At 42.8% G+C, this 11,821-nt stretch carries 16 protein-coding genes; 10 read left to right on the top strand and 6 right to left on the bottom strand.

Annotation, left to right across the window (positions count from 1 at the left end):
* The first annotated feature begins 307 nt into the window (after window positions 1–307).
* The 3 genes from lepB to V7K36_RS08785 all read left to right on the top strand — a co-directional run bounded on the left by lepB (window position 308) and on the right by V7K36_RS08785 (window position 1,434).
* On the top strand, window positions 308–880 hold the full coding sequence (gene lepB, locus V7K36_RS08795; protein ID WP_334824662.1) for a signal peptidase I: 573 nt from the start codon (window positions 308–310) through the stop codon (window positions 878–880).
* Between the two features lie 129 nt (window positions 881–1,009).
* Window positions 1,010–1,189 carry a type II toxin-antitoxin system RelE family toxin gene (locus V7K36_RS08790; RefSeq protein WP_335114921.1) on the top strand — a complete coding sequence of 60 codons (180 nt, stop codon included), beginning with the start codon at window positions 1,010–1,012 and terminating at the stop codon, window positions 1,187–1,189.
* Complete coding sequence (locus V7K36_RS08785) at window positions 1,186–1,434, top strand: hypothetical protein (RefSeq protein WP_335114919.1); 249 nt, start codon at window positions 1,186–1,188, stop codon at window positions 1,432–1,434. The genes V7K36_RS08790 and V7K36_RS08785 overlap by 4 nt, the downstream gene beginning before the upstream one ends.
* Window position 1,435: 1 nt before the next feature.
* On the opposite strand, the gene V7K36_RS08780 is transcribed toward V7K36_RS08785, so the two are convergent.
* Together V7K36_RS08780 and V7K36_RS08775 are read right to left on the bottom strand one after the other, a co-directional pair.
* On the bottom strand, window positions 1,436–1,969 hold the full coding sequence (locus tag V7K36_RS08780) for a ComEA family DNA-binding protein (protein ID WP_335114917.1): 534 nt from the start codon (window positions 1,967–1,969) through the stop codon (window positions 1,436–1,438).
* A 14-nt stretch (window positions 1,970–1,983) separates the two neighbouring features.
* The gene (locus tag V7K36_RS08775; protein ID WP_335114915.1) at window positions 1,984–2,358 is read right to left on the bottom strand and encodes an NINE protein; all 375 of its coding nucleotides are present in this window, start codon (window positions 2,356–2,358) and stop codon (window positions 1,984–1,986) included.
* A gap of 344 nt (window positions 2,359–2,702) precedes the next feature.
* On the opposite strand from V7K36_RS08775, the gene V7K36_RS08770 reads away from it, so the two are divergent.
* Window positions 2,703–3,026, top strand: a complete 324-nt coding sequence (locus tag V7K36_RS08770; RefSeq protein ID WP_292762021.1) for a DUF1825 family protein — start codon at window positions 2,703–2,705, stop codon at window positions 3,024–3,026.
* A 64-nt stretch (window positions 3,027–3,090) separates the two neighbouring features.
* Here V7K36_RS08770 and V7K36_RS08765 read toward each other — a convergent pair whose 3' ends face one another.
* Entirely contained in the window at window positions 3,091–5,016 is a 1,926-nt protein-coding gene (locus tag V7K36_RS08765) for a transglycosylase domain-containing protein (protein ID WP_335114913.1), read from the bottom strand.
* 173 nt (window positions 5,017–5,189) lie between these two features.
* Between V7K36_RS08765 and tyrS the strand changes: the two genes are divergently transcribed.
* The 6 genes from tyrS (at window position 5,190) to gmk (ending at window position 9,876) form a co-directional block, all read left to right on the top strand.
* Window positions 5,190–6,380 (top strand): tyrosine--tRNA ligase, encoded by a 1,191-nt coding sequence (gene tyrS, locus V7K36_RS08760; RefSeq protein WP_335115052.1) that lies wholly within the window; start codon window positions 5,190–5,192, stop codon window positions 6,378–6,380.
* A gap of 21 nt (window positions 6,381–6,401) precedes the next feature.
* Window positions 6,402–7,121 carry an orotidine-5'-phosphate decarboxylase gene (gene pyrF / locus V7K36_RS08755; RefSeq protein ID WP_335114911.1) on the top strand — a complete coding sequence of 240 codons (720 nt, stop codon included), beginning with the start codon at window positions 6,402–6,404 and terminating at the stop codon, window positions 7,119–7,121.
* Entirely contained in the window at window positions 7,118–7,804 is a 687-nt protein-coding gene (locus V7K36_RS08750) for a hypothetical protein (RefSeq protein WP_335114909.1), read from the top strand. The genes pyrF and V7K36_RS08750 overlap by 4 nt, the downstream gene beginning before the upstream one ends.
* Window positions 7,805–7,846: 42 nt before the next feature.
* Window positions 7,847–8,296 carry a DUF29 domain-containing protein gene (locus V7K36_RS08745; RefSeq protein ID WP_335114907.1) on the top strand — a complete coding sequence of 150 codons (450 nt, stop codon included), beginning with the start codon at window positions 7,847–7,849 and terminating at the stop codon, window positions 8,294–8,296.
* 384 nt (window positions 8,297–8,680) lie between these two features.
* Window positions 8,681–8,947 (top strand): extracellular matrix/biofilm regulator RemA, encoded by a 267-nt coding sequence (gene remA, locus V7K36_RS08740; RefSeq protein WP_073639751.1) that lies wholly within the window; start codon window positions 8,681–8,683, stop codon window positions 8,945–8,947.
* A 329-nt stretch (window positions 8,948–9,276) separates the two neighbouring features.
* Window positions 9,277–9,876 (top strand): guanylate kinase, encoded by a 600-nt coding sequence (gene gmk, locus V7K36_RS08735; protein WP_334824691.1) that lies wholly within the window; start codon window positions 9,277–9,279, stop codon window positions 9,874–9,876.
* A 242-nt stretch (window positions 9,877–10,118) separates the two neighbouring features.
* Here gmk and V7K36_RS08730 read toward each other — a convergent pair whose 3' ends face one another.
* The 3 genes from V7K36_RS08730 to V7K36_RS08720 all read right to left on the bottom strand — a co-directional run bounded on the left by V7K36_RS08730 (window position 10,119) and on the right by V7K36_RS08720 (window position 11,741).
* Entirely contained in the window at window positions 10,119–10,640 is a 522-nt protein-coding gene (locus tag V7K36_RS08730; protein ID WP_334824671.1) for a photosystem I reaction center protein subunit XI, read from the bottom strand.
* A gap of 417 nt (window positions 10,641–11,057) precedes the next feature.
* Complete coding sequence (gene psaJ, locus V7K36_RS08725) at window positions 11,058–11,207, bottom strand: photosystem I reaction center subunit IX (protein WP_334824673.1); 150 nt, start codon at window positions 11,205–11,207, stop codon at window positions 11,058–11,060.
* A gap of 39 nt (window positions 11,208–11,246) precedes the next feature.
* Window positions 11,247–11,741, bottom strand: a complete 495-nt coding sequence (locus V7K36_RS08720; protein ID WP_334824675.1) for a Photosystem I reaction center subunit III — start codon at window positions 11,739–11,741, stop codon at window positions 11,247–11,249.
* Window positions 11,742–11,821 lie beyond the last annotated feature (80 nt).

The raw sequence follows: 11,821 nt of genomic DNA, 5'->3' as shown, positions 1-11,821 counted from the left end.
CGGTAACTGCTTTTTTAGCAGGAGTAAGCAAAACCGAAAATTGTCTCATAACTTGCCTTATAATTACAGCAATTAAAATTAGGATTTTTAATTATCTATTTAGGAATCCTAATCATCAGCTTATATTGGCTTAGACAGGTCACAGTTGATTTACAGTACTTTTGCTTATTTTCGATAGATGCAGCAATAACTGTATTATTTGATGCTCATACTGATTCGTACAGAAACTAGCTTGCCTATGAACATACCTTTTAAGTCAAAATAATCAAGATATTTATCCCACTTCTGAAACTGGCTAGAAACTTTTATGATTCCTCACGAAAGTGATGCAAAAGAAGAGCGTGCGTCGTTAAAAGTATGGCGTAGTTGGCAAGAAAATCTGATTTTAATTGCGATCGCCTTATGTTTGGCATTCCTGATCAGGACTTTTATCGCCGAACCCCGTTACATACCTTCTGATTCGATGTTACCCACCTTACATACAGGCGATCGCTTGGTAGTTGAAAAAATCTCTTACCATTTTCATCCTCCCATAACTGGGGATATTATTGTTTTTCAGCCACCCGCAGAACTACAACGTCGAGGATATCCCAAAGACCAAGCCTTCATCAAGCGAGTTATTGGCAAGTCTGGTGAGGTAATTCGTGTTGCTGATGGCAAAGTCTATCTCAACGGTGAACCCTTGGCAGAAGACTACATCGCTGAACCGCCAAATCAGCCATATCAACCAGTAAAAGTCCCAGAAGACGAATTTTTTGTCATGGGCGATAACCGCAACGATAGTAATGACTCTCGCTATTGGGGCTTTTTACCCAGACAAAATATCATCGGTCGGGCAACATTTCGCTTTTGGCCTCTCAATCGTATTGGGTTTATTTAATTAGTTACTGGTCAGTTGTAAAAAACAAACAACTGACCGCTTGTAACAGTTAAGTGCAAGTATTTACAGCTAGGAAACAAAGGATGTATCACAACTGCCATCACCGAGCAGTTGAACTTTGAGCCAACTATGGCGACTAGAAACCGTAAAGAGATGCGCCCAAATCTAATGGCAGTTTGGGAATTGCGGATAGACGACTTTCGAGTGTATTACGATGTAGATGAGGAAGAATCTATCGTAGATATCCGTGCTGTCGGTATCAAAGAAGGGAACCAAGTTCGCATTGGTGGAGAAATAGTTGAATTATGAAAACAGTTGAAATTAGCGAGATCGTCTCACTGCTGGAGAAATACGATAAGAATGAGCAGCCTCTGATTCTGACTCGAAACGGTCAACCTATTGCCGCTTTGTTCTCTGTTGAAGATATCGATTTAGAAACTCTTAGCTTGAGCATCAATCCAAAGTTTATCAGCATTATTGAGAAATCACGGAAAAGCCAAAAAGAAAAAGGTAGAATTTTCTTGAAAGACATCTACCTTCCCTCGGAACCTTAAGTTAAAACCTTAAATAATACATCATCTGAGCGATCGCATCACCAGATAACTCTAACCGTCGTTGGAAATCAGCCAGATTACGGTAAGGTCCAGCTGATTGCCGATTTTGCACCACTGCTTCTGCTAGAGACAAATCTATAAATGGAATTTGTGCTAACTTTTCAACTGTTGCTGTGTTCGGGTTAACTAAATGGGTGGGATTTTCTAGAGATTCGTGGTCATAGTAAATAAAATTCAGCAGAGGCGTTAATGGCTCCAGACGCGGCGCTGGCATACCCAAAGCCGCAGCAATATCTTCAATACAGTAAAATTTAACACCCGATCGCGAAAGTTCGACAAGCGATCGGGCTTGGTGAATTGACAAACCTGGTAGGCGTAACCAATCATCTACAGTCGCTTGATTGGCATCAATGCGAATACCTAATTTTGCCGCCATCTGAATTTCTTCCCCAGATTGTAGGCGATAGTAGGGATCGTTGAGGAGCTTGGTGCGGAGTTTTTGCAGCCTGGGGTTCAAAGGTAGCCAGTTATTCATGATTGTTGCTTACCTCAAGAAATCTGGTCTAGCAATTGGCGGCGCTTTTGCTCAAATTCATACTCTGAAATCAGTCCATCCTGGCGCAGAGCATCTAATTCACGTAAAGCATCAGCTAGCGCTCCTACCTGATTACTCACCCGTTGTGAGTTTCTTAGCCCTAACTTGCCGAGATTAAAATTGCGATCAAAAGCTTCTTCATCTTGAGCTAAGTACCAAACTCCCTCAATAGCACTAGCTACCTTGGGGATAGGCGTCCAAGAAAGCAACACATACAAAACACCCCACAACGGCTGTCCCAGATAGAATTTATGTAATCCTGAAATTGTCAGTGTGCCAGAAAAAGCTAAAACAGCGGCAACACTTCGGCTTTTGCGCTTAGTCAACATATTCCTAACAAATTTACTACTACCACAGTTCTTACAATAAGACAGCCAAAAGGCATATTAAAACTTAACCCGTAACATTCACTAGCTTTGAAATACACTCCTAGACTGAAAATTCAACCGGGTGAAAACACTAATCTTAAATCAATGGCTAAAGCTGTGAGTATTGCGGCTTTATTAAGTCGGTTTAGCGAGGGGATACCTTCTCAAGTCAAGTGTTGAAATTTCGGTAACAAACCGTACTAAAACCGAAGCATCGTGACTAGATTACTCCCCTAGACTAAAATAAAAATAGAAGTAAAACTATTAAGCTACTGAGTCTGGGCACTCAGTTTAATATAAGCAATATGGGATTCTTCGATTCTGAAATAGTTCAGCAAGAAGCAAAACAGCTGTTTGAGGATTATCAGGCGCTGATCAAGCTTGGCAACGGCTACGGCAAATTTGACCGCGATGGCAAAAAGCTGTTTATTGAGCAAATGGAAACCATGATGGATCGGTATCGCATCTTTATGAAGCGCTTCGAGCTATCAGAAGATTTCATGGCACAAATGACAGTTGAACAACTGAAAACGCAATTAGGGCAGTTCGGTGTCACCCCGCAACAAATGTTTGATCAAATGCACCTTACTTTAGAACGGATGAAAGCCGAGCTAGAAAAACAGCCCTAGTCAATTTTAGATTTTGAATTTTGGATTTTGGATTAGCAATTAATCCAAAATCTAAAATCTAAAATTATTGTGACTTGGGACGAGAAAACTGGGAAGGTGGCTTGAAGTTTTCTACTGGTACGTTCTTAAGTGCCTTCTGCATAAAATCTTTCCAAATGGGAGCAACCAGAACACCACCTGTCGCATGGTCAGCTAATTGCCTGTTGTCGTCTCTCCCTACCCAGACAGCAGTTGTTAACTGTGGCACAGTACCAACAAACCAAATATCTTTTTCCGATGATGTTGTTCCCGTCTTCCCTGCGGCTGGGCGACCGATCGCAGCACCTTTACCTGTACCTTCAGAGATTACCGATCGCATGACATCGATAATGGCTGCTGATGCCCAAGGATCGAGAACTAGCTGCGGTTTAGGGGTATTGTCTAGCAACACGTTACCACTACTATCGGTGACACGGGCAATTACAGTTGGTGGAGATTGCCAGCCATAATTAGCAAAGGTAGCATAGGCACTAGCCATTTCCAGAGGGGTCACACCAATCGCACCAAGTGGCAAAGAAGACACGGGTTCCATCGGACTCATAATCCCCAAGGTACGGCAGGTTTCTATGACTCTATTCATCCCCACAGCCTTACCAATTTTGATCACGGGAATGTTGCGCGATTGGGATATAGCTGTGCGGATTGACATCTCTCCCCTAAAAGTCGCATCATAATTTCTGGGAGAGTACCAACCGTTACCATCTCGATAGCTAACTGGGGCGTCTACTACCGTTGAGTCTGCCGTATATTTACCACTAGCAAAAGCAGTATAATATACAAACGGTTTAAAAGAAGATCCGGGCTGGCGTTGAGATTGAGTTGCACGATTGAATTCACTGGTCTTAGGATCTATACCACCCACCAGTGCTTTGATAAAATGTGTGCGCGGATCGATTGCCACCAAAGCCATTTGATTCTTAGATAATCCCTGCTCTAGTAGTGATTTATGCCACTTACTGACAGTTTCTTCTGCCATCATTTGGAAGTCGGCATCAACTGTAGTTTGAACTCGCATCCCACCTTTGAGTAGTGTTTCACGCCCAAATTTCTTAGCTAACTCCTGCGCTACGGTATTGGTTACATAGGGTAGGGCACTACCTTGAAAGGATTTGATTCTACCAAGTTTGATTTCTTGCTTGAGGGCATCGTCGTACTCTGACTGGCTGATCCAATTCAATTCCAACATCCGTCCCAGCACTTCTTTTTCTTTCTGTTTTGCCAGCTTCATGCTCACAAACGGGCTGAATTCCTCTGGTGCTTGGATCAAACCCGCCATCATTGCCGACTCACCCAAGGTTAAATATTCTGCTGACTTATTAAAGTAACTGCGTGCCGCCGTTTGTACACCATAATTGTTATGACCCCAATAAACTTGATTGAGGTACATTTCAAAAATTTGGTCTTTATTGAGAATTTGCTCTAACCGGATTGCCAGCACGGCCTCTGCTAACTTGCGGGTAAAGGCACGCTTGTGAGATAAAAATAGGTTTTTTACCAATTGCATGGTGACAGTAGAGCCACCCTCTCTGACTCCACCTGCTGCCGCGTTAACTATTACAGCCCGCCCAACGCCGACGGGGTTAATACCGTGGTGATCGTAGAAGTGGCTATCTTCACTTGCCAATACCGCCCGTTTCAGATTCGGCGAAATTCTATCTAGGGGTACGACTTCCCGGTTGGCTTCTCCGTGGATACTCGTTAAAAGTTTACCCTTAACGTCATAGATGTAAGTCGTTTCTGAGGGAAAGAAGTTACGTAGCTGTCTCACATCTGGCAAATTACGGAAACTAATCGCTAAACCAACCAGTCCTCCGGCTACAATGGAACTTGCCAGCATGGTGATTGAAAGCAGAGTACCGCCAGTTACCTGACCGACTCCTTTCATAAACTCAAAACCTGATGAAGCCCGACGTTGTGGCTGCTTATCTTCAAAAGTCCTAGACGACGACACGGCTATTACACTTCCTCACTTGTAAATTTAACTGTAATTGATTGGGCGAAGCAAGGCGGTTAATTTTTTGCAATTATAGTAGTTTGGCAGATGAGAAAGCGGATAAATTGCCAGTGAATATAACCAACTTAACTTCTAGTGTGCAAAATATAGCTAACAGTGGATTTTCTAGTATGATGCCAGATTTTGCTTGGTTGCGTCGTGGTGTAGTAGAAGTTTTTCCACAACCAGTTGATATTAACAGTGAAAGTCTAGAAAAGCGCTTGGTAACTACAAACCAACCTTTGAGGATCAAATTGGGGATTGACCCTACTGGTACTGATATTCATCTCGGTCATAGCATACCAGTACGGAAACTGCGAGCGTTTCAAGATGCAGGTCATATAGCAGTTCTAATTATTGGCGATTTTACCGCACGCATTGGCGATCCGACTGGTAAATCTGAGGTGCGTCGTCAGCTTACAGAAGCAGATGTAGCTCAAAATGCTCAGACTTATCTTGACCAAGTACGTCCTATCTTGGATTTTGACACACCAGGAAGGTTAGAGGTGCGCTATAACTCCGAATGGCTCTCTGGGCTAAACTTAGCGAAAATTTTGGAGTTACTCTCGACGATGACGGTGGGGCAGATGTTGGCGAAGGAAGGATTTGCCGATCGCTATAAAAAAGAGAACCCGATTTTTATCCATGAGTTCCTCTACCCATTGATGCAAGGTTTTGATTCGGTTGCCGTTGAGGCAGATGTGGAATTGGGGGGGACTGATCAGAAATTTAACATTGCTGTGGGCAGAGATTTGCAGCGCCATTTTGGTCAAAAGCCCCAATTTGGGATGCTACTGCCAATTCTGATTGGCACGGATGGGGTGCAAAAAATGTCCAAGTCTTTAGGTAATTATATCGGGTTGTCGGAACACCCAGCACAAAAGTATCAGAAGTTGCAAGGAGTTCCCGATCATCTGCTGTCACAGTATTTTGAACTGTTGACGGATTTACCTTTGGATAAACTGCCAGAAAATCCCCGCGATCGCCAAACACTTTTAGCATCGGAAGTTGTCAAACAGTACCACGGCGAAACCGCAGCCCAAGAGGCAAAAGTTGCAGCGCAAAGCAGTGGAAAGGAGGGTGCAGTTCCAGAATTTTCTCTAGCTGAGGTATCGCAGTTCCCCGCTAAGTTAGCGTATATTCTCAATGCCACTGGCTTGTGCAAAAGTACCGGAGAAGGAAAGCGGAAAATTCAAGAAGGTGGAGTGCGCTTAGATGGCGATCGCATTACCGATGTTGATACGACTTTTGATGATCTCTGTGAGTTACAAGGTAAGGTTTTACAAGTTGGGAAAAATAAGTTTGTGCGCTTAGTACCTTAAATGGGGAGTGGGGAATCGCAAATGAACGCAGAACAACGAGTTATAGTACCTTTGGATGTGCCAGATGAAGAAAGTGCGATCGCTCTTATAGATCAACTTCCGCAAGTGGTTTGGTGGAAAGTCGGCTTAGAGTTGTTTACCAGCACTGGCCCGAAAATTCTGGAAGTGTTAAAGTCCCGACAAAAGCGCATTTTCCTAGATTTAAAATTTCACGATATCCCGAACACAGTCGCCGGTGCTTGTCTTAGTGCAGCTACTTACGGGGTGGATTTATTGACAATTCATGCTACATCTGGTAGAGAGGCTCTCAAAGCTGCAACGGAAGCAGCACAAGAAGGAGCAGCCCAAGCAGGGGTAAAACCGCCTAAGTTAATTGCCATTACTTTGCTAACGAGCATTTCTGCTAGGCAGTTGGCCTTTGATTTAAAGATTCCCCTAGAATTACCAGAATACGCCCTAGAAATGGCATTGCTGGCTCAAGAGGCCGGATTTGATGGGGCAGTTTGTTCGCCCCAAGAAGTGGCACAACTACGACAAACTTGTGGAGATGACTTTTTGCTTGTTTGTCCGGGGGTTAGACCAACTTGGGCTGATATTGGTGATCAAAAGCGATCGCTGACCCCAGCGCAAGCAATCATTGCTGGTGCAAATTATCTAGTGATTGGGCGTCCGATCACTACAGCTACTGAGCCGAAGTTAGCCTGGAAGAGGATTTCTGAGGAGTTAACCACAGTGGCATGAAGCTAAGAGTCAGTGAGAAACTGGGAGACAGGGTGCAGGGCGTAGGGGAGAAAAATCTTGCCTCTTCGCTCAGGAAGAAAAATTATAGTTGGCTTTTAGCTTGTGGCTTCTGGGTTTTAGGATCAAATAGCCAAGCTTTACCAGCGTTCTCGACAAATCTCACCCCTAAACCCTCTGCGATCGCAGAAAGGGAAAATGTCAACAGTGGGGCGAGGTCTTTGTGTTATGAGCAAAATTTAGAAACTTTAACTATACAGCTACTCCAAGATTTGCCTAGTTATACTAACCGTGTCAGTCAACGCGCCCGCCGCCTCAGTAGAAGTAGTGATGTTTACAGTTATATGCTAGTGGCAGGAAGACCTGAGTTTACTCCTCTGCCCCTTAACCTTGAAGAATATAGTGCAGATGCGCCTAAAAGTGCTGCATCAGGAGTTGAGCAAGTTTTTTTTACTACCTTGGAGCGGCAGTACATAGGAAAGAAAGCGGTAGAATTGCAGCAATTCCACTGGCTGTTGTTGACTAAAACTAAAAGTGGTTGGCGACTAGTGATGATGTTTTCTCAAGTGGGTTCCTATTCAGCACAGCAGCCACTATCCCCACCACGCGATAGTAGTAACGGTACTGTTGCCGAAGGAGTTAAAGCCTGGTTACGCGATTGTCAAGCGGGAAGTGTGCGTCAATAAAACCTAATTCCAAATTTTCGTAAATTAGGAGAATGTTAAAGAATGTCTAAAATACTCACTCAAATTCTCTATGAACAGGATTATCACTTGTGGTTAGAAACTACGTTAAAACAACTGCAAGAACGAGATTTAGAGCATCTTGATTGGGATCATTTGATTGAGGAGATTGAAAGATTGGGTAATGAGCAGAAACACAAGCTCGAAAGTTATCTACTGCAACTTCTCAAACATCTGCTTTTGTCTCAACATTGGAGTCTTCCTGAATGTAAAAATCATTGGGAAGTGGAAATTGATAATTTTCGGGTGGAACTCAGGAAATTAACCAAATCTAAAAACCTCTACAACTATCTGCTCACAGTGCTTGAAGAAGTCTACATTGATGCGCTACGACAAGCAAAAAAGAAAAGTGGATTGAATTGTTTTCCGCAAACTTGTGCTTATAGCATTGAGCAAATTTTAGATGTGGATTATTTATCACCATTTATTTATTGATCAGGCGCACAAGTAAGAAAAAAAGTGACAAAAGTTTTGATGAAGAAGCTCAAACGCTTTATTGATAATAGTTTTAAGAGCGATTACTTTCAAATGCTCTGGCGCGGTATAGCCTTTGTTAAAGGTAGGCAAAATTCCGCCGTGCTGTACTAGTCCCTTTTATAAAGATACATTACCTAACTAGCCTGTATCAGTATGATTTAGCCTATGTCTTTGGGAAGATTTTCAGGAAATATAGCTGATAAACAGCTAAAAAAAGCAGACATTATTTAAAAACGAATGCTGGCTTGAATTTAAGCGTTGTAACTCCCGTTTTTTGGCGATAACATGATAATAAGTTTATTTTAAGCTTATCAAACCGCGTTTGGCATCAGTTTTTTTTTTATGGACATTCAGTTAATCAACATCGGTTTTGGTAATATCGTGTCTGCCAACCGAGTAGTTGCCATTGTCAGTCCAGAGTCTGCCCCGATTAAGCGGATTATTACCGATGCACGGGACAGAGGTCAACTGATTGATGCAACTTACGGTCGTCGGACTAGAGCTGTAATTATCACCGATTCCAGCCACGTAATTCTGTCAGCGATTCAACCGGAAACAGTAGCAAATCGCTTTGTTATTTCCCGCGATCATCAAACTGTAGATAATTGACTATAGCAATTTTATTTGAGTTATGAAAATTATCGAACCAGCATCTTCTAGAAAACCCGCAATCGCGTTGGCATTCGCGCAGCGTATCCTAGAGAAGCGTCTCCTAGAGAAGAGCGCCAAGAGAAGAAACAGAAAAGTTCATAAATCATTTAGGACTGCTATAGGAGTGGATTAACAATCCCACTTCTATTTACACCATATCGACAGTACTATGCGAATTAGACAAGTTTTCTGTCACACTTGCTACAAATTATTTAGTCACTAGTGGACTTGGCCAGGAGTACAAGACTAATGAATAATAACTATTGATTGATTCACAGGTTGAAGGGATGATGCCAGTTTTACCCATCCAGAGTAGTGCGACTACCGAAGAATGCTTACATTTAGGGAGGTTAATTGTTTTAACTGGCCCCAGTGGGGTCGGTAAAGGCACTTTAATGCGATCGCTCCTACAACGTCATTCGGAACTATATTATTCCGTATCTGTGACGACTCGTTCTCCTCGTCGAGGTGAAATCGATGGTAAAAATTATTACTTTATTAGCCGCAGTAAATTTGAACAATTAGTTGCTGAAGGTGAATTTTTGGAATGGGCAGAATTTGCTGGTAACTATTACGGCACTCCGCGTGAAGCTGTGCTTAACAAAATTAATTCCGGTAAGTTGGTGGTGCTGGAAATTGAACTAGAAGGGGCAAGACAAATTCGTGCTTCCTTCCCCAGTGCCCTCAGAATTTTTATTCTACCGCCTTCCTTTGATGAATTAGAGAAACGGATACGCTCTCGTGCTCAAGACTCTGAAGAAGCGATCGCTCGTCGTCTACTCCGCGCCCAAGAAGAAATTCAAGCCGCAGACGAATTTGATATTCAAGTCGTTAATGACGATTTTGAAACTGCTTTAAATGACATTGAAACGGTTTTGTTTAAATAAGCTATAGCGGTTCTCCTTTGCATGAAGTACATTTTTAAACCTCACCCCTAACCCCTCTCCTTGCTAAGGAGAGAGGAGTGTTTGCTTTACTCAAATACGGGGTGAGGTTAGGACTGTATTGCACCGAAGTGAGAACCACTACAAGAGTTAAGAATTAGAAGTTATGAATTTTAACTCCTAACTCCTAACTCCTAACGTACAGACGCGATTAATCGCGTCTCTCCAAACTTATCATTTCTAAATTAACCAAATAGACCTTGAATGAGTGCCAAATTACTAGTCAAAAAGTAAGCAACTACTGCACCACCAATACCACCAATCAAGAAAGAACTGGCGAAGTTGTTCCAGCTTTCTTTAGAATTGAAAGCATCTGCCGGAGGCTTGGGTACGGTAACACTAGGAAGTGCTTTGGGCGGATTGCTATTGGAATACAGAGATAAGGCGCCGGTAAGAACAATTACCAAGCCAATGGCTCCCAATAACCCAGCTAAGTTAGCGTTATCTGTGTCCCGCAGTGGCCCCAATTTGGCAAAGGGGCCAAATAGAAAGTAACCATGAGCCATGCCAACTTCTAAACCGCGTCTAGCAGGAGCCAGACCTGGGCGATAGGCAGGTAAGTTATTAATGAACCACTTGCTCAAAGGAGAAGCATTAATCGGGGTTTCTAGGTTGCCAATCTGCTGATCACCGAATGCGGGAAAAACAACTTCCCGATTTCTTGGATCGCTGGGAAGATTCTTTGATGCATCTACTGCTTGTGCCATATTTTACGTTCGCCTCTAAATTAAAATGGTGGCATTTTTATATTAATAATAATTGTGGCTAAAGATGTGTTTTGGCTAGGAAGTTTAGAAAAATTAATTTAGCTAGTTTTCAGAGGTGAAACTCGCGATCTGTAAACAGAATCACGAGTTTCAAAAAACTATTTTTGCTGCCTATTTTGGTGATAATTCTGCCTAACTAAGCTGAATAGATCAACTACACACTATTAGGCAAAAAGCAAGACATTCAACTGTCCTAAATCCCATTTGACCAGCAATTCTAGATTTTGGGTCGCACCTTTGGTGCGCTTCCAGCCCAACTTGGATTTTGGATTAAAAGAATTTTTTGCTTCATGCCCCGTCCCTTGTGGGTAGTATTAAGCCAAAATCGCAAATCTAAAATCCAAAATTGTTTGACACTTATGGCAGTGGGTGGAAAAGCAGGTCGGGGAAAAAGCGGTTGAATTCAATCAAGATACCTGCTGTGATGGTCAGCCAGATGGTAGCTGCCACGGGCGCTGTGGAAATGAATTTAATCAAATAAGCTGATTGGTCGGCTTTGTCTGCCATGAATTTAGTCTCCAAAACAAATGAATTAGTTAAACTGATTTAGCGTGGGGAAATAGGGATTTCTGAATCCTTGGCTGCTAATTTTCCAGAGAGAAGTTCTTGGACTGCTGCTGCTGGCCAAGCAAAGCCTGACGCCATGATCGGTAGTGCCAAACCTAGATCGATTTGGACTTCTTTTAGTTCAGTGTCAGATTCCTTTTTGATCGCTTGCAGATAGGCACGACCTACCCAACCAATCCAACCAGCAATATATAAAAACAGAATGCTAGGGATCAAAAAGTCACCAGCATGATCTAGACGACTATCAACAATCAAGTGGGGATAGCCCTCAGGGCCGCACAGCGCCTGAGAATAACGCTCAAACCGCTTTCTCCCGGATTCGGGGTCAGCGGTGGTATTACGGGCATTAGCTGCTAGCTCTTGGAAAGCGGGATTGTCCTTGCACGGTGTCAAATTAGCCCCTAAAGCTTGTGCTGGGGAGGCAAAGTTGAACCAAAGACAAATCGCTAACATCAAAGCAAACAATCGTCGCATAGAGTTGTTTCCTTTTATTACAAAACAAAAAGTTCTTTGTACAAAACGAAGCGGCTTGTACAGTTGTTTATTTGCATAAC

Source organism: Nostoc sp., assembly GCF_036919555.1.
Taxonomy (GTDB): domain Bacteria; phylum Cyanobacteriota; class Cyanobacteriia; order Cyanobacteriales; family Nostocaceae; genus Nostoc.
This window is presented reverse-complemented; position numbering and strand designations above follow the sequence as displayed.